This window comes from Sulfitobacter sp. 1A12056, from assembly GCF_043558125.1.
Classification (GTDB): Bacteria; Pseudomonadota; Alphaproteobacteria; order Rhodobacterales; family Rhodobacteraceae; genus Sulfitobacter; species Sulfitobacter faviae.
Map to the genome: position 1 here is coordinate 485670 of NZ_JBIFFY010000001.1, position 22953 is coordinate 508622.

The following is a 22953-nucleotide window of genomic DNA, read 5'->3' on the forward strand; positions in this document are numbered from 1 at the left end:
GTTATTCGGCCTGCGCGGCCACATCCCTTAGCGGCATCTCAAAGAAACAGATCGCATCCCGCGTGAAATCCGGCATCGGTTGATAGGGCCCCCGCTCAACAAACCCAAGCGAACGATAGAGCGCGCGGGCAGGGGCGAAGCCCACGGAGGTATCAAGATAGACCTTCTCGAACCCGTCCTCCCGCGCTTGATCGACAAGGCGCTGACAGATCGCCCGACCCGCCCCCGTGCCACGGGCCGCATCGGTGACGAAGACGCGTTTGATCTCGCTCTCCGTCTCGGTCAGCGCATGGGACATGCCGCAGCCTAGGGGGATGCCATCCCGCTCGGCCAATAGGATGATGCCGCGTGGGCGGGCGTGTTCCTCAGGCAAGCGCGCCATCAGGGCGCTGTATTTGTCTTGGGGGTAAAAAGTCTCGACGATCCGTTGTTCGGTTGGGCCGAAGTGGTAGAGAAAGTCACGATAGGCCCAGCAGAGGTCCACCACCGTCGCGAGGTCCGCAGCGGTGGTGACAGGGCGGATGGTGAGGGCCGACATCAGCCGCGCAGGATCGAGCGGCCCGCGTATTGAGCGGTCTCGCCCAGCATTTCTTCGATACGGATCAACTGGTTGTACTTCGCCAGTCTGTCGGAACGCGCCAGCGAGCCGGTTTTGATCTGGCCGCAGTTGGTGGCGACTGCAAGGTCGGCAATCGTGGCGTCTTCGGTCTCGCCCGAGCGGTGCGACATGACATTGGTGTAGCCCGCGCGATGCGCGATATCCACGGCTTTGAGGGTCTCAGTCAGGGTGCCGATCTGGTTGACCTTGACCAGCATGGAGTTCGCCGCGCCGCGCCGGATGCCATCGCTCAGACGCGCAGGGTTGGTGACGAAAAGGTCATCGCCCACCAGTTGGACCTTGCCGCCCAAAAGGTCGGTCAGCGCCTTCCAACCGTCCCAATCGTCTTCGGCCATGCCGTCTTCGATGGAGATGATCGGGTAGTCGTTCACGAGCGCCGCGAGGTAGTCGGCGTTCTCTGCGCTGGACAGGGTTTTGCCTTCGCCGGAGAGGACATATTTGCCGTCTTTATAGTATTCCGTCGCCGCGCAATCGAGGGCGAGATACATGTCTTCCCCTGGCTTGTAGCCCGCTTTTTCGATAGACTTCAGAATGAAATCAAGCGCATCGCGCGAGGAGTTGATGTTGGGGGCAAAGCCGCCTTCGTCGCCGATCCCGGTCGACAGGCCCGCGGCGGAAAGCTCTTTCTTCAGCGTGTGGAACACCTCGGCCCCCATGCGCACGGCTTCGCGGATGTTTTCCGCGGCGACCGGCATGATCATGAATTCCTGAATGTCGATCGGGTTGTCGGCATGTTCGCCGCCGTTGATGATGTTCATCATTGGCACCGGCAGCACGCGTGCGGTGGTGCCGCCGATGTAGCGGTAGAGCGGCTGCGCGCAATAGTCCGCCGCCGCCTTGGCCGCGGCCATCGACACGCCCAAGATCGCGTTGGCGCCGAGGCGGGATTTGTTCTCGGTCCCGTCGAGTTCGATCATCATCTCGTCGATCTCGACCTGTTCCGTCGCCTCGACCCCTACAAGCGCCTCGGCAATCTCGCCATTAACCGCGGCGCAGGCTTCGAGCACGCCTTTGCCCAGATAGCGCGACTTGTCGCCATCGCGCCGCTCGTTCGCCTCATAGGCGCCGGTCGAGGCACCGGAGGGGACAGCGGCGCGGCCCATGGTGCCGTCTTCGAGGATAACGTCGACTTCGACCGTCGGGTTGCCCCGGCTGTCGAGGATTTCGCGGGCGTGGATGTCGATGATCGTGCTCATGGGCTTTGTCCTCATGTTCGGGTTTGTGGCGGTTTACCCCGGCAGGCCCGGCTTGGAAAGACCACGGCGGGGCCGGGGGGTGATTTTGCGTTCGCGCAGCAGGGTATAGACCCCCGAGGCGATGATGATCCCGGCCCCAACCAGCGTCAGGCTGTCGGGGGATTCGTCGAAAACCACGATCCCCGCCACCAGCGCAAAGAGCATGCGTGTATAGCGAAAGGGGGTGACAAAGCTCACCTCGCCCACACGCATGGCGGCGACGATGGCGTAATAGGCCAGCACCCCGATCACCATCGCTCCGGCGAGATAGAGCACCTCGGCCCCGCCGGGCATGGCGGCGGGCGTGCCTGCGGCCAGCATCAGGATCAGCCCTGCGGGGACCAAGACGATAAAGGCCAGAAAGCTAAGCTGCATGGAGCTGATGCTTTTGGGAACTTTGCGTGTCGCCAAGTCGCGCAAAGCGAGGCCGATGACACCGGCCACGGCAAAGAGCGACAGCGCGTTGAAGCCCTCCAGCCCCGGGCGCACGATCAAGAGCACGCCAAGGAAGCCCACGATGATCGCGCTCCAGCGCCGCCAACCGACCGGCTCGCCTAGAAACAGCGCCGCCCCGAGGGTGACGGCCAAGGGGGTCGCCTGCAAAATAGCCGAGGCCGAAGAGAGCGGCGTCAGCACGATGGCGGTGACGAAACAAAGCGTGCCCAGCACTTCGCCCACGGCACGCAGCAGGATTGGCTGCGTCAGCATATCGGCAGAGAACAGGCGCTTTCCCTGAATGCGCAGGATCACGGCAAAGATCGCCCCGCCGCCTGCGCCCAAAAGCGCGATGATTTGACCGACGGGGAGCGCATCGCTCGTCAGTTTGACGAACATGTCCTCGAACGCGAAACCGGCCATGGCCAGCACCATCAACATCGCGCCGCGCAGATTGTCCATGATCACGCCCCTTCATCCCGTGGTATTGCCCGTCGCCCATGAACCTTTTGCGACGAAAGGGCAAGGGCGCGCGATGCGCGTCATGCGTGTGGCACTGGCGCAGGCTCTACCGGAGTGCTAGCCCTATCGCATGAGATGGCCGATCCCCTCGCTCGCCCCGCGCGACACAGTGCTGACCCTTGCGGCCGGGGCCTTTGGTGCGCTGCTGTTCTGGTGGCTGAATGCGCCGGTCTATATGTTGCTTGGCCCGGTGATCGCGGTGAGTGTCTTAGGCCTGATGGGGGTGCGCACGGCGGTCGATCCGCGGCTGCGGGATGCCTGTTTCGTCGTGCTGGGCATCGCCGTGGGGGCAGGGTTCAACCAAGATGCGGTGAACGCCATGCTGCGCTGGCCACTGGCCTTTGTCTTTATGACCGGGGTGATTTGGGGGATCATGGCGCTGTGCCGTTGGATGCTGGCGCGGTATTTTGGCTTTGACGCCCGCTCCGCGCTTCTGGCCTCGGCCCCCGGGCATCTGAGTTTCGTGATGGCGATTGCCAGCGACAGCGGGTCGGACGTGCCGCGCATTTCGATCACGCAGTCGGTCCGGCTTTTGGCGCTGACCATCGTCGTGCCTTTCGCCGCTTTGCTGATGGGCGTCGACATGACCGGCAATATCTCCCCCGCGGGCGCGGGGATGAGCCTGCTGTCGATCCTCGTGATGATCGGCGTCTCCGTCCTCGTGGGGATCATCTTTGCCCGTCTTTCCGTGCCCGCGCCGCTCTTGATGGGGGCGATGGTGGTCTCGGCCATCGCGCATCTGACTGGGCTAGAGACTGGGGTTCTGCCGGGCTGGCTGACCCTTGTCGCCTATCTCGTGCTGGGCAGCCTCATCGGTACGCGGTTTTCCGGCATCACGCCTGCGCGTCTGGCAAGCGGGCTTGGCGCGGGGCTGGCGATTACCGGCGTGGCGGTGGGGCTGGCGGGCCTTGGCGCGGTGCCGGTGGCCTGGGCGCTCGGCATGCCGCTGGGGCATGTGCTGGTGGCCTTCGCACCCGGCGGTCTGGAGACGATGATCGCCCTCGGCGCCGTGCTGGCGGTGGTGCCGGGCTTCGTGGCCGCCTGCCACATCATGCGCCTCGTGGTGCTGAGCCTGCTGTTGCCCGCCATGCTCGCCCGTGTGGCGCGGCAAGAGCAGCGCGCCCCCGAGTGATCCGGCGTTAGCTTTTTAGGCGGACCATCAAGCGGTTGCCGTCTTTGCGTGTTTCCAAGGCTTTGAGGTCGGCGGCCAAGGCGCTCAGCTTGCCATGACCATAGGTACGGCTGTCGAAATCGGGATGCGCCGCCTGAATGGTTTGGCCGATCTGGCCGAGGTTATACCAATCGTCTTCGGTGTCGATCTTGTCCATCGCGGCTTTGAACAGGGGCAGGGCATCGCCCACCTTGGCCTTGGCCCGCGAGGGGGTGTCGGGCTCTACCTCGTCGAGGTTTTCGATCAGGATGAAGCGGTTGTAGACATTGCGCAGCGAATCGTGGGTCTTCTTCTCGCCAATGCCGATAACGGTCACCCCATCTTCGCGCAGGCGGTTCACCAGCGCGGTGAAATCGCTGTCGGAGGAAACGATCACGATTATATCGAAGCGGCGGCTGTGCAGGATGTCCATCGCCTGAATGACCAGCCCGATGTCGCTGGCGTTCTTGCCCTTGGTGTTCGCGGTTTCCTGATGCGCCACCAAACCCAACTCGCGGATCGGCGCTTTCCAGCCCTTGAGGTGGTCGTTCGACCAATCGCCATAGACCCGTCGCAGGGCGGGCTCCCCAATCGTCGTGACCTCCCGCATGATGGCTGCGGCATGTTTTGCGGGCACGTTATCGGCGTCGATCAACACGGCCAGCAAAGGGCGGTCACGTTCTGTCATGGGTCATCCTTCTTGATCGGCACACCGTAGAGTTCCATTCGGTGGCCTTGTAATTTGTAACCCAGTTTGCGCGCGATGCGTTCCTGAAGCTCTTCGATTTCCGCATCGACGAACTCGATGACCTCGCCTGAGTTCACGTCGATCAGATGATCGTGATGCGCCCGCTGCGCGTCTTCATAGCGCGCCCGGCCATCGCCGAACTCCAGCTTGTCGAGAATGCCTGCCTCTTCGAAAAGTTTCACCGTGCGGTAGACCGTGGCGATGGAGATACCGCTGTCGATATCGCTGGCACGGGTCAGGATCTCTTCGGCATCGGGGTGGTCTTCGCTGTCGTGAATCACCTGAGCGATGACCCGGCGTTGACCTGTCATGCGCAGGCCCATCGCCTCGCAGCGTTTGATGATCGGGTTGCGCATCGTCTCGCCCTTCGTCCGTCGGACTACGGTCCTAGCATTTTAGCACCGCCGGACGCCACCGGAATTGACCGCGCCGGTTGACTTTTGCGCCCGCACCGCCCATGTGGGGATCAAGCGAAGCCTTCTGCCGCGTGAGCAGTATCAGCGCCAAGCCCCATGAGGGGCCTCTGGGACGCTGACGACAAGGCCCGCCGATGTTCCCAAAATCACGCGTGGGGCCAAGCGCGACAGACGGGTGTGAGGCATGTGGCCTGCGCCCGCGATCTGGCTTGCGCGACCCCGTGGCGCCTGTTGAGTGGCGCGGCGAAAGAACATGGCGCGCGTTTTCGCGGGCCGGAAAGTGAACGAATGAGCGATTTTGACATGATGGGCCTGCCTGCCAAACTGGTGGCCCGATTGAAAGAGATGGGGCTGAACGAGCCGACCCCGATCCAGAAACAGGCGATCCCCCATGCGCTGAACGGGCGCGACGTGATGGGCCTTGCCCAGACCGGCACCGGCAAGACCGCCGCCTTTGGCGTGCCGCTGCTGGCCCAGATGATGGAGATCGAGGGCCGCCCCGCAGCGCGTTCCGTGCGCGGGCTGGTGCTTGCGCCTACGCGTGAGCTGGCGCAGCAGATCGCCGTGAACCTGCGCGGCTATGCCGAAGGCACGCCGATCAAAGTGGCGATGGTTGTGGGTGGTCAGTCGATCAACACGCAGATCAAGCGTCTGGAGCGTGGTGTCGATCTGTTGATCGCCACGCCGGGCCGTCTGCTGGACCTGCTCGACCGCCGCGCAGTCAAGCTCGACACGACGACCTTCCTCGTGCTGGATGAGGCCGACCAGATGCTCGACATGGGCTTCATCCATGACCTGCGCAAAATCTCGAACATGATCCCGAAAGAGCGCCAGACGATGCTCTTCTCGGCGACCATGCCCAAGCTGATGAACGAGATCGCCAACAGCTATCTCAACAGCCCGATCCGCATCGAAGTCTCGCCTCCGGGCAAGGCGGCGGATAAGGTGACGCAAGAGGTGCATTTCATCGCCAAGGCCGAGAAGACCGAGCTGCTGAAAGAACTGCTGGCCAAACACAAGGGCGAACGCGCGCTGGTCTTTGGCCGCACGAAACACGGCTCGGAAAAGCTGATGAAGACGCTGGTGAAAGCCGGGTTTGACGCCGCTTCGATCCATGGCAACAAAAGCCAAGGTCAGCGGGACCGCGCGATTGCGGGGTTCAAGAATGGCGACATTACCGTGCTGGTGGCCACAGATGTGGCGGCGCGGGGTTTGGACATTCCGGATGTGAAGCACGTCTATAACTTCGACCTGCCGAATGTGCCGGACAACTATGTCCACCGCATCGGCCGGACCGCGCGGGCGGGCAAGGACGGGGCCGCCGTGGCCTTCTGCGCCCCCGATGAGATGGGCGAACTGAAGGCGATCCAAAAGACGATGGGTATTTCGATCCCCGTGGCCTCGGGCCGTCCTTGGGAAGTGATCGATGAGCCAGCGAAACCCAAAGGCCGGGGCCGCAGACGCGGTGGTCGCCCCGGTGGTGGTGGCGGTCGTCCCGGTGGCGGCGGCGGCGGTGGTGAAGGCGCGGGCAAGCCAAGCGGCGGGCGGCGTCGCAGGCGTGGCGGCGGCGGCAAGCCGGGCGGCCAGCAGGCGGCCTGAGCCAACACTTACGACCTAAAAGAATGGCGCGCCCGGAAAACCGCGGCGCGCCATTGACTTATCCGATCCGGGCAGCGCTTCTGGCGGGATGGAACGCAAATCACATATCGACACATTCGGCGCCGTGGCGCTGGTGCTCTTCGCGCTGAACCTCGGTTTTAACCAAGTCGTCATCAAGGTCAGTACTGGCGGCTTCAACCCGATCTTTCTGGCCGGGCTGCGCTCTCTCGGGGCGGTGTTTTTGCTGCTGATCTGGATGCGGTTGCGGGGCGTCAGCCTGTCGATCCCGCGCGCTGCGCTATGGGGCGGTGTGGCGGCGGGGCTTTTCTTTACGCTAGAGTTTGTCTGTCTGTTCCTCGCGCTCGATCTGACCACGGTCAGCCGCGCCTCGATCCTGCTTTATTCCATGCCGGTCTGGCTTGGCATCGCCGCGCATCTTTGGCTGCCGGGAGAGCGGCTGAGCGGGGCGCGGCTCATCGGCATGGGGCTGGCCATGGGCGGCGTGGTGCTGGCGCTAAGCGATGGTGGAACCGCAGGGGCGCATTGGCTGGGCGATCTTCTGGCGCTTTTCGCAGCACTCTGCTGGGCGGGCATCGCGCTTTGCGTTCGTGTCACGCCGCTGGCCAAAGTGCCGCCCGCGCAGCAACTGATGATGCAACTGGTGATCTCTGCCCCGATCCTTCTGCTGCTTGCGCCGCTTTTTGGCCCCTTGCTGCGCGAGGTGGCCCCGGTGCATCTGGCGGGGCTTGCCTATCAGATCATCGCGGTGGCGAGCTTCGGCTTTTTGGCGTGGTTCTGGCTGCTGACGATCTATCCCGCAGCCTCCGTCGCCTCGTTTAGCTTCCTGTCGCCGGTCTTTGCCGTGCTTCTGGGCTGGCTGATCCTCTCGGAAAAGGTGGGGCTGAGCATTTGGGCCGCATTGCTGCTGGTGGCGGCGGGGATTTACCTGATTAACCGTAAACCCCGCGGCCACTAGGCTCAGGTGCCGCAGAATGTGGCAGGGACGATCTCGTCCTCGGTCGGCGGGCGCTGAAGCTCTGGGTCCGTCTCGACAAAGGGGGTGGCTAGGGCTTTCATTAACCGCTCGAAAGGGGCCATGTCACCCGCGACGGCGGCCTCGATCATCTCTTCAATCCGGTGGTTGCGGGGGATCACGGCGGGGTTCGCCGCATTCATCACCGCTTGCGGATCGGGCTCCCCTTCGATCCGCGCGCGCCAGCCTTCGGCCCATGTGTCAAAAGCGTCGCGGTCGGTGAACTGGTCGCGGGCTTGATCTGTGGGAAGCGCGCGGAAGGCATTGGTGAAGTCCGCACCATCCTGTTGCATCAGCCCCAGCAATTCGTTGATCAAGTCAACATCTTCGGCCCGTGGCGTCGAGATGCCGATCTTCGCCGCGAAACGGCGCAGCCATGCGGCTTCGATCAAGTCGGGCATGTCGTGGACGATCTCGGTGGCCTCTTCGACGGCGCTCTCCTTGTCCTCCATCTGCTGCAAGAGCGAGGTCGCCAGCTGCGCCATGTTCCAGACCACGATCTGCGGCTGGTTCCCATAGGCATAGCGCCCCTGCCGGTCGATGGAGCTAAAGACACGACCCTGATGGAAGGCATCCATGAAGGCGCAGGGGCCATAGTCGATCGTTTCGCCCGAGATGCTGCAATTGTCGGTGTTCATCACGCCGTGGATAAAGCCTAAGGCCATCCATTGCGCCACCAATTCCGCCTGCGCAGCACAGACCCCGCGCAAAAGGTCAAGCGGGCCATCGGCCTCGGGGTAATGGCGCGCGATGGCATAGTCGGTGAGGGTTTTGAGCGCGTCAGTCTCCCCGCGATGGGCGAAGATCTGAAAGGTGCCGACGCGCAGGTGGCTGGCGGCGACGCGGGTCACGATGGCGCCGGGCAGGGGGCCGCTTTCGCGCAGGATCGGCTCTCCGGTGGCGACGGCGACCAAGGCGCGGGTGGTGGGCACGCCCAGGGCATGCATCGCCTCGCTCACCAGATATTCGCGCAGCACCGGCCCGACCCATGCGCGGCCATCGCCCATCCGCGAATAGGGCGTGGGGCCAGAGCCTTTCAGCTGGATGTCGCGGCGCTGGCCGCTCTGATCGACGGCTTCCCCCAGCAGGATCGCCCGGCCATCGCCAAGCTGCGGGTTGAAGTTGCCAAACTGATGCCCGGCGTAAAGCTGCGCCAGGGGATCGGCCCCAGCGGGCAGTTCGTTTCCGGCGAAGACCTGCGTGATTTGCGCGGGCTCAGCCCCTTCGATACCCAGTTCCGCCGCCAATTCGGCGTTCCATGCCAAAAGCTGGGGCGCTTTGACAGGCGTGGGAGCCAGCCGGGTAAAGAACCCCTCTGGCAGGGCGGCATAGCTGTTATCGAAAGGAATACGCATCACAGGGTCCGGGACATAAGCATGTAATCCTCGCGCGGGCGAAAGCCCGCACGGGTATAGAGTTTCATCGCCGCGGCATTGTTGCGATCCACCTCAAGATGGACGGCCCGCAGCCCGCCCGCCGCCAGCGCCCGGGGCAGCGCGATCAGCGCCTCCGAGGCGATGCCGCGGCCCCGCACGCCGGGGCGTACGTAGATTTCATCAATGATGGCGTCCAACCCGCCGAATTCAACCGACCAGCCGAAACAGATCACCACATAGCCGATGGGCGCGCGGGGCGGGCCGATCAGATAGGCGGCGCCATGGGGGATACCATCCAGCAGCGGGGCCAGCCCGCGGCGGCGCTGTTCATCGCTCATCTCGATCCCCGCTTCGGCGTGAAATGCCGCAACAAGAGCGACAAGCTTGTCGAGATGCTCAGGCGCGCCGAGGGTGAGATGTGCGCTCATAGGCGGGCCAGCCTTTCGGTGAGCAGGGCAAAGAACCCGTCGGCATCAAGATCGCCTACGAAGAGCGCGTTGGGCGCCCGGTCGGTCACGCGCCACCAGTCGGCGACGGTCATGCCCATGGTCAGTTCCGACTGGGTCTCGATCTCGACATTGATATGACGGCCTTGGAAAAGATCGGGGTTGATCAAATAGGCGGTGACGCAAGGGTCATGCAGGGGCGCGCCATCGGAGCCGTATTTCTCTTTGTCGAACCGCTCGAAAAAATCGGTCATCTCGGCCACGGCGACGCCGACCTTGGTGCCAAGCGCGCGGAAGGCATCGTTGCGCGGTTTGGTGACCAGCGCCTTATGGGTCACATCGAGCGGCATCACGACGATCGGAATGCCAGATTTGAAAACGATATCAGCGGCATGGGGGTCGACGTAAATGTTGAATTCCGCCGTGGGCGTGATGTTGCCCCCTTCGAAATAGCCACCGCCCATCAGCACGATCTCTTGCACCTTTTCGGCGATGTCGGGCGCTTTTTGCAGGGCGGTCGCGATATTGGTCAGCGGCCCCAAGGGGCAGAGGGTCACGCTGCCTGCGGAATGGGCGCGGACCTGTTCGATGATAAAATCCACCCCATGCCCTTCGGCCAGTGGCATCTGCGGGTCGGGCAGGTCAGGGCCGTCGAGGCCGGTCTTGCCATGCACATGTTCCGCCGTCACCAGTTCACGCCCCAGCGGGCGGTCGCAACCGGCGAAAACCTTCACATCACTGCGCCCCGCCAACTCGCAAACGATCCGCGCGTTCTTCGAGGTCAGATCCAGCGGCACATTGCCCGCCACACAGGTGATGCCGAGAACGTCGATCTCTTCGGGGCTTGCTAGCGCGAGGAGGATCGCGACGGCGTCGTCTTGGCCGGGGTCGGTGTCGATGATGATTTTGCGCGGGGTCATGGGCTTACTTTCGTCAAATTGCTTGGGGCAGAGCCTTGCCGGAGGGGCCGGTCTTTGTCCAGCCGCTGCCCGGGGGATTAGCCGCGTTCCGCCAGTTTCACCGCATCCCACAGCGCGTCCATCTCGGCCAGATCACTGTCTTGCGGGGTTTTGCCCATGGCGGCAAGCCGGGCCTCGACCCCTTCGAACCGGCGGGTGAATTTGGCATTGGCGGCGCGCAAAGCAGCCTCCGGGTCCAGCCCCAGATGGCGGCCCAGATTGGCCATGACGAAGAGCAGATCGCCATATTCCTCCTCGACCTCCGCTTGGCTCAGCTGGTCCTTCGCCTCGACCAATTCGGCAGCCTCTTCGGTGATCTTGTCGAGCACCTGCGTCGTCTCGGGCCAGTCGAACCCCACACGCGCCGCGCGTTTCTGAAGCTTCATCGCCCGCAACAGCGCTGGCAGGCCGATCGCCACCCCGTCCAAGGTGCCCCCCTGTGCTTTGCCCGCGCGTTCGGCGGCTTTGATCTTTTCCCAATCGGCGGTCTGCTGTTCGGCGCTCTTGTCGCGGGATTCGTCGCCAAAGACATGCGGATGCCGCGCCACCATCTTATCGCTGATGTTGCGCACCACGGATTGAAAGGTGAAATGCCCCGCTTCTTCACCCATCGCCGTGTGATAGACCGATTGCAGCAGCAGATCGCCCAATTCGCCTTCAAGTTCGCCCCAATCGCGCCGGGCGATGGCATCGGCGACTTCGTAAGCTTCTTCGATGGTATAGGGGGCGATGCTGTCGAAATCTTGCTCGATATCCCAGGGGCAGCCCGTCTCAGGGTCGCGCAGGCGGCGCATGATTTCGAGCAACCGTTCGATCCCGGCATCTGAATCGTGAATGAGATCGGCTTTTGTGTTGTCCGGCATTGCAGGCCCCGTATGTCTGGTGTCAGATGCACCCTGACCAAACCAAACCCAAGGAGTCCAGCCCATGCCCGTGGTGAACCGCATCAATGCCTTTGCGGAGGATATGACAGCATGGCGGCGCCATTTGCACGGGATTCCCGAATTGGCGTTCGACTGCCATGAGACGGCGGCTTTCGTGGCCGAGCGGCTGCGCGCGTTTGGTGTGGATGAGCTGCACGAGGGCATCGCGACGACCGGTATCGTGGCGATTATCGAGGGGCAGGGCGAGGGCCCGACCATTGGCCTGCGCGCCGATATGGATGCGCTGCCGATCCAAGAGACAACGGGCAAGGACTATGCCAGCACGCGGAAAGGCAAGATGCACGCCTGCGGCCATGACGGGCACACCACCATGCTTCTGGGCGCGGCGCGATATCTGGCGGAGACCCGCAATTTCGCGGGCCGGGTGGCCCTGATCTTTCAACCCGCCGAAGAGGCGGGCGGCGGCGCGGGTGTGATGGTCGAAGAGGGCATCATGGAGCGGTTCGAGATCGCGCAGGTTTACGGGATCCACAACGCGCCCGGCTTTGACGAAGGCGCATTCTACACGACGCCGGGGCCGATCATGGCGGCGGTGGATGAGTTCCACATTCATATCAAAGGCAAGGGCGGCCACGGTGCCATGCCGCATGAAAGCCGCGACCCCGTCGTGGCCGCCTGCGGTATTGCTACGGCGATCCAGACCATCGTCAGCCGCAACCATGTCGCGGCGCAGGATCTGGTGGTCTCGGTCACGCAGATCCACACGGGCACCGCCGATAACATCATCCCCGAAACCGCCTATATCAACGGCACCGTGCGCACCTTTGACCGTGAGGTGCAGGCCATGGTGATGCGCCGGATGCAGCAGATCGTGGACGGGCAGGCGGCGAGTTATGACGTCACCGCCGAGTTGGACTATGAGGTCGGCTATCCCGCCACGGTCAATGATCCGGCCAAAGCCGAGGCCGCCATCGCTGCAGCGACCGAAGTGGTGGGTGCGGACCAAGTGCACGGCGATTATGGCCGCGAGATGGGTGCGGAGGATTTCAGCTTCATGCTTGAAAAACGCCCCGGTGCCTATCTCTTCCTCGGGGCCGGGGAAGGCGCGGGGCTGCACCACCCGGAATACGACTTCAACGACGAGATCGCGCCGCTTGGCGCATCCTTTTTCGCCCGTATCGTTGAGCGGGCACAGCCAGCAGGAGGCAAATAATGGCATTGGAAGACGCGGCCAAACAGATGGATATGGCCTTTACCCGCGAGGACCTCAAAGGGCCGAGCTATGAGTTGACCTTTGGCGGGGCGACCTCCTTCCTGCGACGGAAATACACTAAGGATCTGACCGGCGTCGACATCGCGGTGACCGGCGTGCCCTTCGACCAAGCGGTGACCAACCGCCCCGGCACGCGCCTTGGCCCCCGCGCCATCCGCGAAGCCAGCGCGCTGCAGGCCCCCGACGCGCCCTATGGCTGGGATTTCGACGTGCTCAGCGAATTCGCCATCGCGGATTACGGCGATCTGGCCTTCGACTATGGTCATGTCAGCCAGTTTCCCGCCGCCCTGACGGCCCATATCAAGACCATTCTGGATGCCGGTGCGGCTTCTGTCGTGCTGGGCGGGGATCACTATATCTCATTCCCGATCCTCAAGGCCTATGCGGAAAAATACGGGCCCATCAGCCTGTTACAGTTCGATGCGCATACGGATACTTGGCAAGATGACGACATGGACCGGATCGATCACGGGACGATGTTCTACAAGGCCGTGAAGTCCGGCATCGTCGACCCGTCGACCAGCGTGCAAGTCGGCATCCGCACCACCAATGAGGACACGATGGGCGTCAATATCATCGACGCGCGTGAGGTGCATGAGCAGGGGCCGCAGGCCACCGTTGCCAAGATCAAGGAGATCCTCGGCGATCGCCCCTGCTATCTGACCTTTGACATCGACGCGCTTGATCCGGCCTTTGCCCCCGGCACCGGCACCCCGGTGTGGGGCGGGCTGACCTCGGCGCAGGCGTCGATCATGCTGCGCGAACTGGCGGGGATCAACATCATGGGCGGTGATGTCGTCGAAGTCTCGCCCCCCTTCGACACCACAGGCGCCACGGCGGTTGCAGGTGCCCATGTCGCGACCGAGATCCTGTCGCTGCTGGGTCACCGCATGAGAACCGCGTGAGCGAGAGCCACGACATCACGCGCCAGTCCGCTGAAAGGCGGGCCGGCTTGCTTACTGCGACCTCCGTCGCCCCTGACCGCCGAGCTTTGAAAGGTGCTTAAAATGCTGTTCTGGATCATCGTGATCGCCCTCGTCGCCTTGGTGGCCTATGTCCGCCTTGCGCCCATCGACACCGCGCGTTGGCATGTGCAGGCAGACGGGCAGAAGATGGGCAAGACCCAAGGCACCAACAGCTATATCTGGCGCGTGCCCGTCGAGGGCGACGGGGCCGAGACCTTGGCCCAGCTTGACCGGGTGATCCTGCAAACCCCGCGCACCGAAGTCGTCGCCGGATCGCTCGCCGAGGGGCAGGTCACCTATGTCACCCGCACCAAATTGATGGGCTATCCCGATTTCACCACCATCGGCGTCTACGGTGACAACCCGCGCTATGTCGAGGTCTATGGCCGCTCGCGTTTTGGCCGGTCAGATCTGGGGGTCAACGCCAAGCGGGTCAACGGATGGCTTGATCAGATCGAGGCGCGATGACAGGCAACCCTGCTGCACCTCGCGCCACATCGGCACGTTGAGCGACATCTGGCATTGCGCCATGAACATGCGCCCATCCACTTGCAGGCAAATGGTCTCACCCAGTTCCACACGGGCGCCGCTGCTGTTGGTGCAATAGCAATCAATCGTCTTGCCGCCCGGCGCTTTGACATCCGCAAGGGCAGGGTGCAGGGCCGTCAGGCCCATAAGGCAGATGAGCGGCATAAGACGTGTCATACCCCACGATAGCACAAGCCGCCTCTTGACCAAAGCATTTGCATAAGCGACAGGAACCCCATGATCCCGATGCACCGCCTCGCGCAAATCTCGCAACGCTTCCAGTTTCTGGAGGCCAGCATGTCTGCGGGCTCTGATGGGGCCGATTTTGCAGCGCTCGCAAAAGAATACAGCGATCTCAAGCCCGTGGTCGATCAGATCGACCTTTATCAGCAGCTCCAGCGCGACCTCGAAGAAGCCGAGTTGATGCTGAAAGACCCCGAAATGGCCGAGCTTGCGCGGGAGGAGTTGCCCCGTCTGCGCGCCCGTCTGCCGGAGGTCGAGGAGGGGTTGCAACTCGCACTTCTGCCGCGCGATGCGGCGGATGCGAAACCCGCCATGTTGGAGATCCGCCCTGGCACGGGCGGCGATGAGGCGGCGCTTTTCGCCGGTGACCTTCTGCGCATGTACCAACGCTATGCCGAGGCACAGGGCTGGGGGGTTGACCTGATCGAAAGCCAGATGACCGAACTCGGCGGCGTGAAAGAGGTCGTGGCCCATATCACCGGTCAGAATGTCTTTGCCCGGCTCAAGTTCGAAAGCGGTGTGCACCGCGTACAGCGCGTGCCCACCACCGAAAGCGGCGGGCGTATCCATACTTCGGCGGCGACCGTGGCGGTCCTGCCCGAAGCCGAAGATGTGGATATCGAGATTAACGCAAATGACCTGCGGATCGACACGATGCGCTCTTCGGGCGCCGGTGGCCAGCACGTCAACACCACCGATTCCGCCGTGCGGATCACCCATATTCCGACCGGGATCGTCGTTACCTCGTCGGAGAAGTCCCAGCACCGCAACCGCGACAAGGCGATGCAGGTGCTCAAGGCGCGGCTCTATGATATGGAGCGCAGCCGGATGGACAGCGAGCGCTCTGCCGACCGGGCGGCTCAGGTGGGCTCCGGTGACCGGTCCGAGCGGATCCGGACCTATAATTTCCCTCAAGGGCGTATGACGGACCACCGGATAAACCTGACCCTCTACCGGCTCGAAGCCGTGATGCAGGGCGATCTGGATGAGATCGTCGACGCGCTCACTGCCGATGCCCAAGCGCGTCAGCTGGCGGAGATGGAGGGGTGAGCCCCCAAACCGCCGCCCAAGCCATGGCCGCCGCCGCCGGACGGCTGCGTGCCGCCGGTGTGCCCGATCCGGCGCGGGATGCGCGGCTGTTGCTCGCCCATGCCGCCGCTGTCGATGCCGCCCGCGTGACCCTCATCGCGCCCGAGGAAATCGCCCCCGAGGTTGCCGAACGCTTTGACCAGCTCATCTCCCTGCGCGCCGTGCGCGTGCCTGTCTCGCAACTCATTGGCCGGCGGGCCTTTTATGGCCGCGATTTCGCGATCAGCCGCGATGTGCTTGACCCGCGGCCCGAGACGGAGACACTGATCGACCTTGCCCTCGGCGAGGATTTCACCCGCATTCTGGACCTCGGCACCGGCTCGGGCTGTATCCTCGTCACCCTGCTGGCCGAACGGGCGGCGGCGACGGGGCTGGCCGTGGACCTCTCGGAAGCCGCCTGCCTTCAGGCCAGCGCCAATGCGGTGCAGCACGGGGTGGCCGACCGCACCGATATCCGGCAGTCCGATTGGTTCAGCGCCGTTGAGGGGCGGTTTGATCTGATCCTGTCGAACCCGCCTTATTTGGCCGCCGAGGAAATGGCCGATGTCTCACCGGAATTGCGCCAGCATGAGCCGGAAATGGCGCTGACTGACGGCCAAGACGGGCTGAGCATCTACCGCATCATCGCCGCCGAGGCGCAGGGCTACCTCACGGCTCAAGGCCGCGTCATGGTCGAAATCGGCTGGCAACAGGGCGAAGCGGTCCAGGAAATCTTTGCCGCGGCGGGCTGGGGCCGGGTCACGCTGGCGCATGATCTCGATGGGCGGCCAAGGGTCGTTTCAGCCGATAAACCGGCGTGAAATCGCGAAAAAACCGCCATTTGGCGGGCTAAGTGGCAGTTTCTTCTTGCCCAAGCCTTTCTGGCATGGTTAGTCAAGGGTGTTGCAGCGGTGGATGCCACAGGCGGTCCCGCGCGGCACTATGCCCAACATATCGCTTAGGCCGGGTTCAAGACGTGCTTTGCACCCCCGGTGAACGACACACAGCACACAAGGCTGACATCATTCCATGAATTCTCCCAGATCACGCTCCCGGTCGAAGAATAACCGCAAACGCTCGTCGCAAGGTGGCGGCGGCAATGTCGTCAACCGTGTTTTCGACAGCTCCGGCCCCGAGGGCAAGGTGCGCGGCACGCCGCAGCAGGTTATCGAGAAATACAACCAACTGGCCCGCGATGCCCAGTTGAGCAATGACCGTGTGGCCGCCGAGAACTTTCAACAGCACGCCGAACACTACCTGCGCCTGCTGAGCGAGGCACAGCGCGAAGTGGACCAGCGCCGCGAGGAGCAAGAGCGCCAGAACCGTGAGCGTCAGGCCGAGCGGGATCGCGAGCGGGCCGAGCGTCAGGAACGTGAGGCGCAGCAGGGCGGCCAGTCGCAGGGCGAGCAGCCGAAAGCCGACAAACAGCCCGAGCAGCAAGAGCCCGCGCAACAGCAGGCCGAGGCCGAGCCGAACAGCGAAGAGAGCACGCTGGTCGACACGCCCGAGAGCAAGCCCAAGCCGAAACGCGCCCCGCGCCGCAAGCCCAAGCCGAAAGCGGCAGAGGCACAGCCGCAAGAGGGTGGCGACAGCAAGAGCGACACCGCAAAGGTCGCAGAATAAGAAAAGCCCCGCGATTTGCGGGGCTTTTTTATAAGTGGTGAGGGTCGGCAGCGCGGGGCAGATTTACCCTTCCATCCCCGCCTGCACATATCTGATCCGCCCGTTGCGCCGCAGTACCTCTTCGCGCGGCGCCCAGTCATACCGCGGGTCGCTGGTGACCGGCGACCAGAACAGCTCACCCCCGCGCCGCCAAGGGTCAAGGACAAGCCCCGCCTGCATCGGCGCACCGGCGGCCGAGATGATGGCGGTGGAATGGTCCAGCAGGATCCGCGAGTCGCCATTGGCGATGGCGCGGTGCAGGTCGAGGGTTGCGAAACCCTCGGCCTTCAGGCGTTTCTCCAAATCCTCTGCCCAATGCCAACACAGGCCGCGCGGCTTGCTGCCGTTGTTGACCTTCACGTTATGGATCAGCGGCGGGTCGGTGATCTGATAGGCGATCGCCAGTTCATGGGTATGCCGGTAAGCGATCCGCGCGGCACGGGCGGCTTCTTCGGGATTTACCTGCGGTGAGAGGTTTTCGATAGCGCGGGCGAGTTCCGTGATCTCGGCCTCGGTGCCCATAGGCGGTGGGCCGTTGCGCGGCAGGGCGCAGGCGGAAAGCCCCAGCAATAGGGCAAAGACGAGCAATAGTCGGTAGAACATGGTTACCCCTTGGCAATCTCGCGAGCGAGGGCGCAGAACCCCTCAAGCGGCACCTGTTCGGCGCGGTCGGTGGGTTTCAGCCCCGCGGCGGTCAGACGGTCCTCAATATCCGGCGCAGCACCTTTAAGCGCCGAGCGCAGCATCTTGCGCCGCTGGTTGAAGGCCATCGCGACCACATGGCTCAGCACCTTCGGATCGGCAGGGAAGCGCGGCTCGGGCAGGGCGGTCAGATGCACCACGCTCGACGAGACCTTGGGCGGCGGGGTGAAGGCGCCCGGCGGCAACTGCATCACGATCCGCGCGTCGCTGCGCCACTGCGCCAGCACGGCCAGCCGCCCATAGGCTTTCGCCCCCGGCTGCGCCACGATCCGCTCCGCCACCTCGCGCTGGAACATCAGCGTGAGGCTTTGCCAAAACGGCGGCCACTCGGGCGGGGTGAGCCAGCGGACCAGCAGTTCGGTCCCGACGTTATAGGGCAGGTTGGCGGCCACCCGGATGGGCGGGGTTAGATGGCTCAGCGGGTCGACTTCAAGCGCGTCGCCTTCGATCACCGTCAGGCGACCGGGGTAATGTTCCGCCACCTCGGCCAGCGCGGGCAGGCAGCGGCGGTCCTTCTCGATCGCCAGCACATGACGCGCGCCTTCAGCCAGCAGCCCACGGGTGAGGCCGCCGGGCCCGGGGCCGATCTCCAACACGTCGCAATCGGCCATATCCCCGGCCTGTCGTGCGATCTTGGCCGTGAGGTTCAGATCCAGCAGGAAGTTCTGGCCGAGGGACTTGCGCGCGGCCAACTCGTGGGTATTGATCACCTCGCGCAGCGGCGGAAGATTGTCGATTGCACTCATGTTTTCTGGCCCATCTGCCATGCCAATTTGATCGCTTCGATCATGCTGGTCGGGTTGGCGCGCCCTTGGCCCGCGATGTCAAAGGCCGTGCCGTGATCGGGCGAGGTGCGCACGAAGGGCAGCCCCAGCGTCACATTCACGCCCCGGTCGAAATCCAAGGTCTTGATCGGGATCAGCGCTTGGTCGTGATACATCGCCACCGCCGCGTCATAGCCCTCGCGGGCGCGGGCGTGGAACATCGTATCGGCAGGCAGCGGGCCGTTCAGCGCATAGCCTTCGCCTTGCATCTCAAGGATCAGAGGCGCGATCCAGTCAATCTCTTGCCGGCCCATGCTGCCGCCTTCGCCCGCGTGCGGGTTCAGCCCGGCGACGGCAATCCGGGGGCGGGCGATGCCAAAGCGGTTTTGCAATTCCTGCGAGGTGATCTCAATCGTGCGGCGCAGGCCCGAAGGGGTCAGCGCCTGCGGCACCTGATCGAGCGCGATATGGATCGTGGCAGGCACGACGCGCAATTGATCAGAGGCGAGCATCATCACCACGTCGTCGACGCCTGCCAGCGCTGCGAGGTATTCGGTATGGCCCGGATAGGCGAAACCGGCCCCGTCTTGCAGCGCCTTCTTGTGGATCGGCGCGGTGCAGACGCCGCAGGCGGCGCCCGTCTGCACCAGATCGACCGCCCGGGCGATCACGTCGATCACCCCCTGCGCATGGCCGGGCTGCGGCACGCCCGGCAGGGCGACGCTGTCGAAGGGATGGGGGAGCACGGGCAGCGCGTCGGCACTGGGCGCGCTCACCTCAACCGGGCTGTCGATCACGCGGTGCGGGACATCCTGCGGCAGATGACGCGGGTCGCCGATCCAGACCATTGGGATGTCCTTCGAAAGCGCCGCCCAAGCGCGGGCGGCGATCTCGGGGCCGATCCCGGCGGGTTCACCGCAGGTGATGGCCACCGGCCGGGACGGGCGGCTCATTGGCGGGTGATACGGGCTTCGGCGCGGGCCTGTTCCAGCAGCTGTGTGGCATAGCCCTCAAGCTTGCGCTGCCGGATCGAACTGACCACCGCCTCGCGGTTCACATCGGCATTGGCCGCCGTGGTGCGGTTGCAGAGCATCAGGAAGACCAAAGTCTCCCCATTGGCACGGGTCAGCGCGGTGGAGACTTCGCCGGGGTCGAGTTTCGCCAGCTCAATGGCCACGTCCTGCGGGATCTCGGCGGGTGCCTTGGTGCCACGGTCCAGCACATTCGCGGGCTGGCCCTTGGCGACGCCATAGAGGTCGTCACATTGATCCACCTGACCGCGCAGCTCAGCCGCGCGCGACAGCGCAGCCTCGGAACGGCCACCGGGGATGTAATAGGCGGCATAATCGATTTCGGAATACTCGACGCTCGGCTTGCCGGTCTCTTCGATGCCGCGCAGTTGGAAAAGGGCCACGGCATTGGGGATCGGCAGCGGCGCTGTCACCTCACCCGGGGCGAGGGCCAAGAGGATGGGCCGCAGGCTGGCGGGCAGTTTTTCGAGCGGCGTCCAAGGCATCCGGCCGCCGCGCCCGCGCGAGGCTGTGGCGGAATGCTTGCTGGCATAGGACGAGAATTCGGCTTCCGAGCGGCTTTCCGAAATGCGTTCGGCCAGCGCGTTCACCTGATCGGCATTCTGCGGCGGGGCGGGAATGATGATCTCAGACAACAGCACGCGCAGACCGTTGTTGCCCCGGCTGCTGCCAAGCGCGCGATCCACCTCTTCGTCGGTGATGTTAACGCGGCCATTATAGCGCGCGCGAATAAGGTCACGCCATGCAGCGCTGATCACGATGAAATCGCGAAAGGTCTCTTCGGAAATCTGCGCTTGGCCAAGGACTTTCAGAAACTCCTCGGTTGTCAGATCCGCGCGGCTGGCAAATTCCGCCATGCCGGATCGAATGCCCTCGGGGGTGACTTCAAGCCCGGCTTGATCCAAAATTTGCCCACGCAGGCGGTCGTCGATCAGACTGTCGATCACGCTGTCGGTATCGGTCCCGGGCGCGCCGATCAACTGCATGAAGCGCTGGCGCTGCTGCACTTCGTAGCCGGTGATCACCTCGTCATTGACACGGGCCACAGGCGCAAAGAGGTTCTGCGCCGCTGCGGATTGGCCGATGACCAGAGCAAGGGCGAGTGCCGCAGTCCCACGGATCCCGGCGCGGACGGTCTGTTTCGTTACTTCCCACATGAGCGTACGTATCTTTCTGTTCCGGTGTTTGCGGCAAAGCCCCTGAGGCCGATGTTAAAACCGATATCCGTTGAGGGCTCAACACTTGTTGAGGATGAATAGCTGCGGTTCACCGAAAGGTCGACCTGCACGCATTCATTGTTGTAGCTCAGGCCAAGACCCGCCGTCGCCGCGCGTTCGTCAGCAAGGTCGAACCGCCATTCGGCGGAGGCCTGCCACTGGCTGTTGATCGAATAGCTGCCGTCGAAGGTGATCTCAGACACGTCTTCGTTGCGATCCTCGGCGGCGTCTTCATGCAGCCAGACATAGCTGCCCGAGATCTGCCCGCGTTTGAAATCCCAGACCCCGCGCAACTCGGCCTTGGCGACCTCGAAGTCATCGTCGACCAGCCCGCGCCCGATGAGCGCCAGACCATTGTCGCTGCGCAATTGTCCGGCCAGCAGGAAATCGGAATAGGTGCCCTGCAGGCCAGAGCTAAAGCTAAAGGCGTCATCCGCATCGGCGCGGATCACCTGACCGAAAGACAGGCTGGCATCCATGCCGTTGGGATCGAGCAGCGCCCAATTCACCCCGATGGCCGCCACAGCACCCCGTTCGCGCCGGTCGGGCCGGGGGAAACGGCTGAGCGCCAAAAGGTTGCCCTCGTCATATTCCACGAGCGTGCTTTCCTCATTCGGAATGTCGAGCCGATCACCGCCGGTCCAGCCCAATTGCACAAGCGGTTCAAGCTGTTGCACGACGCCTGCGGCCTCGCGGCGCTGCATGGGGTAGCGCATGGTGACGGCGGCATGGGGCACAAGGTCGGAGTAGCGCCCGTCATAGACCGCATCTTGCGCGATGTTGAACAGACCAAAGCTCGCCCCCGCCTCAACATCGGTCACCAGACCGTTGCCAAAGGTGAAGCGCCGCAGCCACGCGGCCTCCCCGTTAAGCCGCGACACATCGCGCCCGTCGGCCTCGCCATCCCCATTACCATCGGTGCTGAGGTCCGATGACCGGCGGTGGCTATGGGCCTCAAGCGTCAGGCGGAGTTCGCCGCCCACGGAAGTCGGGAAATAACGCCGCTGGAATTCACCATCCAAGACCAGATTGGGCAGCAGATCATTGTCCTCGCCATCGCGGAGCGATTGGTAGTTCAGCAGGGTTGCCCGCATATATGCATCGCGCCGCGCGCGGCTGACGGTCAATTCGCTGGTCAGACGGTCCTTGCCCGAATAGCCATAGTCGCTGAGATAGGAACTGTCGCTCGTGGTCTCGATATCGAAATACAGTTTGTAGTCGCGCCGTAGATCGAAACTGCCGGTGCCAAAGAGGTAGCCACGGGTTTTGCCGGGGTCCAACTCATCATCGGTGATCGCCCCTTCGAACTCGATCCGTCCCGAAACGAAAGCCTGACGGTAGCGGAACTCAAGCGTGCGGGTTTCGGCGGAGAGATAGGGGGTCAAGGTCAGATCGCGGTGATCGCCGATCTTGATGAAATAGGGCAGTTTCAGCCCCACGCCCAGTTGCGAGGTCGAGCGGACCGTGGGCGCCAGAAAGCCAGTCGCGCGGTCCAATGTGGGGTCGGGCAGGCGCAGGCGGGGCAGATAGGCAATGGGCACGTTCTTGATCCGGAACTGCGCCTCGTCAAAATAAAGCTGCTGCGCCAATTGATCATGCACCACCCGTTTCGCGCGGATTTGCCAAAGCGGTGTTTCGCCATCTTCGCAGACTTTGCAAGAGGTTACGGCGGCTTTGTAAAGTTGGCTATAACGCCCTTCGACCCGGTTGATCTGCACGGCGGCAAGCTGCAGCTGCTGCTCAAGGATCATCCGCGCGCCGCGCAAAAGGCCGGACTGCAAGCCCGCATCGAGTGAGGCCGCATCGGCGAGGATCGTGGTATTCTCCCCCTCAGACAGCACGATCGGCCCTTCGATGCTGAGCGCGCCGGTGGCCTGATCATAGCGGATCGCCGTGGCGCGCAGCCGCGTCTCCCCTTGGAAGGCTTCGACATTTCCTTGCGCGACCAATACTTTATCGCGGGTAATGAACACCTGATCGGCCACCAGAACGGCGGGGCGGTCGCTGGCAGGCGCGGTCTGGGCTGCAAGGCTCAGAGGCGCGAATGAAAGGGCAAGTCCAACAAGGGCCGCGCGCAT

Annotated in this window: 24 protein-coding genes; 9 read left to right on the plus strand and 15 right to left on the minus strand. The window is 63.6% G+C overall.

Translation table 11 applies throughout. From position 1 onward, the window contains the following. Nucleotide 1 precedes the first annotated feature (1 nt). The 3 genes from ACGYLD_RS02370 to ACGYLD_RS02380 are packed head-to-tail and all read right to left on the minus strand — an operon-like array spanning nt 2 to nt 2751. Complete coding sequence (locus tag ACGYLD_RS02370; RefSeq protein WP_394400964.1) at nt 2–538, minus strand: GNAT family N-acetyltransferase; 537 nt, start codon at nt 536–538, stop codon at nt 2–4. Then, nucleotides 538–1815: a phosphopyruvate hydratase gene (gene eno, locus ACGYLD_RS02375; protein ID WP_394400966.1), complete on the minus strand. Its 1278-nt coding sequence runs from the start codon at nt 1813–1815 to the stop codon at nt 538–540. Before eno ends, ACGYLD_RS02370 begins: the two co-directional genes overlap by 1 nt. Before the next feature lie 33 nt (nt 1816–1848). After that, on the minus strand, nt 1849–2751 hold the full coding sequence (locus ACGYLD_RS02380; RefSeq protein ID WP_394400969.1) for a DMT family transporter: 903 nt from the start codon (nt 2749–2751) through the stop codon (nt 1849–1851). A gap of 130 nt (nt 2752–2881) precedes the next feature. On the opposite strand from ACGYLD_RS02380, the gene ACGYLD_RS02385 reads away from it, so the two are divergent. Continuing rightward, nucleotides 2882–3943, plus strand: a complete 1062-nt coding sequence (locus ACGYLD_RS02385; protein ID WP_394400972.1) for an AbrB family transcriptional regulator — start codon at nt 2882–2884, stop codon at nt 3941–3943. Nucleotides 3944–3950: 7 nt separating this feature from the next. Here the strand turns inward: ACGYLD_RS02385 and ACGYLD_RS02390 are convergent, their stop codons facing one another. Further along, on the minus strand, nt 3951–4649 hold the full coding sequence (locus tag ACGYLD_RS02390) for an NYN domain-containing protein (protein WP_209217720.1): 699 nt from the start codon (nt 4647–4649) through the stop codon (nt 3951–3953). Beyond that, nucleotides 4646–5065 carry a Fur family transcriptional regulator gene (locus tag ACGYLD_RS02395; protein WP_394400975.1) on the minus strand — a complete coding sequence of 140 codons (420 nt, stop codon included), beginning with the start codon at nt 5063–5065 and terminating at the stop codon, nt 4646–4648. The genes ACGYLD_RS02390 and ACGYLD_RS02395 overlap by 4 nt, the downstream gene beginning before the upstream one ends. A gap of 348 nt (nt 5066–5413) precedes the next feature. Between ACGYLD_RS02395 and ACGYLD_RS02400 the strand changes: the two genes are divergently transcribed. Both ACGYLD_RS02400 and ACGYLD_RS02405 read left to right on the plus strand, forming a co-directional pair. Continuing rightward, nucleotides 5414–6724, plus strand: coding sequence for a DEAD/DEAH box helicase (locus tag ACGYLD_RS02400; protein WP_394400978.1), 1311 nt, complete (start codon nt 5414–5416; stop codon nt 6722–6724). 88 nt (nt 6725–6812) lie between these two features. After that, nucleotides 6813–7700: a DMT family transporter gene (locus ACGYLD_RS02405; protein WP_394400981.1), complete on the plus strand. Its 888-nt coding sequence runs from the start codon at nt 6813–6815 to the stop codon at nt 7698–7700. Nucleotides 7701–7702: 2 nt separating this feature from the next. Here ACGYLD_RS02405 and ACGYLD_RS02410 read toward each other — a convergent pair whose 3' ends face one another. From ACGYLD_RS02410 to mazG, 4 genes are all read right to left on the minus strand, one after another. Beyond that, nucleotides 7703–9112, minus strand: coding sequence for a YdiU family protein (locus tag ACGYLD_RS02410; protein WP_271691380.1), 1410 nt, complete (start codon nt 9110–9112; stop codon nt 7703–7705). Continuing rightward, a complete protein-coding gene (locus tag ACGYLD_RS02415; protein ID WP_067265911.1) occupies nt 9112–9561 on the minus strand; it encodes an N-acetyltransferase in 450 nt (149 codons plus the stop codon). The genes ACGYLD_RS02410 and ACGYLD_RS02415 overlap by 1 nt, the downstream gene beginning before the upstream one ends. Next, nucleotides 9558–10499 (minus strand): nucleoside hydrolase, encoded by a 942-nt coding sequence (locus tag ACGYLD_RS02420; protein WP_271691379.1) that lies wholly within the window; start codon nt 10497–10499, stop codon nt 9558–9560. The genes ACGYLD_RS02415 and ACGYLD_RS02420 overlap by 4 nt, the downstream gene beginning before the upstream one ends. A gap of 77 nt (nt 10500–10576) precedes the next feature. After that, the gene (gene mazG / locus ACGYLD_RS02425; RefSeq protein ID WP_271691378.1) at nt 10577–11401 is read right to left on the minus strand and encodes a nucleoside triphosphate pyrophosphohydrolase; all 825 of its coding nucleotides are present in this window, start codon (nt 11399–11401) and stop codon (nt 10577–10579) included. Between the two features lie 64 nt (nt 11402–11465). On the opposite strand from mazG, the gene ACGYLD_RS02430 reads away from it, so the two are divergent. From ACGYLD_RS02430 to ACGYLD_RS02440, 3 genes are all read left to right on the plus strand, one after another. Continuing rightward, the gene (locus tag ACGYLD_RS02430; RefSeq protein WP_271691377.1) at nt 11466–12635 is read left to right on the plus strand and encodes a M20 aminoacylase family protein; all 1170 of its coding nucleotides are present in this window, start codon (nt 11466–11468) and stop codon (nt 12633–12635) included. Further along, nucleotides 12635–13600, plus strand: a complete 966-nt coding sequence (speB, locus tag ACGYLD_RS02435) for an agmatinase (RefSeq protein ID WP_271691376.1) — start codon at nt 12635–12637, stop codon at nt 13598–13600. The genes ACGYLD_RS02430 and speB overlap by 1 nt, the downstream gene beginning before the upstream one ends. A 102-nt stretch (nt 13601–13702) precedes the next feature. After that, nucleotides 13703–14128 carry a DUF1499 domain-containing protein gene (locus tag ACGYLD_RS02440; RefSeq protein WP_271691375.1) on the plus strand — a complete coding sequence of 142 codons (426 nt, stop codon included), beginning with the start codon at nt 13703–13705 and terminating at the stop codon, nt 14126–14128. On the opposite strand, the gene ACGYLD_RS02445 is transcribed toward ACGYLD_RS02440, so the two are convergent. Continuing rightward, on the minus strand, nt 14066–14365 hold the full coding sequence (locus ACGYLD_RS02445; protein WP_271687199.1) for a hypothetical protein: 300 nt from the start codon (nt 14363–14365) through the stop codon (nt 14066–14068). The two genes, ACGYLD_RS02440 and ACGYLD_RS02445, sit on opposite strands and share 63 nt — an antisense overlap. 60 nt (nt 14366–14425) lie before the next feature. Between ACGYLD_RS02445 and prfA the strand changes: the two genes are divergently transcribed. The 3 genes from prfA to ACGYLD_RS02460 all read left to right on the plus strand — a co-directional run bounded on the left by prfA (nt 14426) and on the right by ACGYLD_RS02460 (nt 17122). Next, a complete protein-coding gene (prfA, locus tag ACGYLD_RS02450) occupies nt 14426–15481 on the plus strand; it encodes a peptide chain release factor 1 (protein ID WP_271691374.1) in 1056 nt (351 codons plus the stop codon). Further along, nucleotides 15478–16320 (plus strand): peptide chain release factor N(5)-glutamine methyltransferase, encoded by an 843-nt coding sequence (gene prmC, locus ACGYLD_RS02455; protein ID WP_276154073.1) that lies wholly within the window; start codon nt 15478–15480, stop codon nt 16318–16320. Before prfA ends, prmC begins: the two co-directional genes overlap by 4 nt. 208 nt (nt 16321–16528) lie before the next feature. Next, complete coding sequence (locus ACGYLD_RS02460; protein WP_067265950.1) at nt 16529–17122, plus strand: DUF4167 domain-containing protein; 594 nt, start codon at nt 16529–16531, stop codon at nt 17120–17122. 63 nt (nt 17123–17185) lie between these two features. On the opposite strand, the gene ACGYLD_RS02465 is transcribed toward ACGYLD_RS02460, so the two are convergent. From ACGYLD_RS02465 to ACGYLD_RS02485, 5 genes are read right to left on the minus strand one after another with little or no spacing between them, the layout of a single operon-like run. Beyond that, a complete protein-coding gene (locus ACGYLD_RS02465; protein WP_394400988.1) occupies nt 17186–17764 on the minus strand; it encodes a hypothetical protein in 579 nt (192 codons plus the stop codon). Between the two features lie 2 nt (nt 17765–17766). After that, nucleotides 17767–18609 carry a 16S rRNA (adenine(1518)-N(6)/adenine(1519)-N(6))-dimethyltransferase RsmA gene (gene rsmA, locus ACGYLD_RS02470; RefSeq protein WP_271691371.1) on the minus strand — a complete coding sequence of 281 codons (843 nt, stop codon included), beginning with the start codon at nt 18607–18609 and terminating at the stop codon, nt 17767–17769. Then, nucleotides 18606–19580 carry a 4-hydroxythreonine-4-phosphate dehydrogenase PdxA gene (pdxA, locus tag ACGYLD_RS02475; RefSeq protein ID WP_271691370.1) on the minus strand — a complete coding sequence of 325 codons (975 nt, stop codon included), beginning with the start codon at nt 19578–19580 and terminating at the stop codon, nt 18606–18608. The genes rsmA and pdxA overlap by 4 nt, the downstream gene beginning before the upstream one ends. Next, nucleotides 19577–20815 (minus strand): peptidylprolyl isomerase, encoded by a 1239-nt coding sequence (locus tag ACGYLD_RS02480; protein ID WP_276154072.1) that lies wholly within the window; start codon nt 20813–20815, stop codon nt 19577–19579. Before ACGYLD_RS02480 ends, pdxA begins: the two co-directional genes overlap by 4 nt. Continuing rightward, complete coding sequence (locus ACGYLD_RS02485) at nt 20803–22953, minus strand: LPS-assembly protein LptD (protein WP_271691367.1); 2151 nt, start codon at nt 22951–22953, stop codon at nt 20803–20805. Before ACGYLD_RS02485 ends, ACGYLD_RS02480 begins: the two co-directional genes overlap by 13 nt.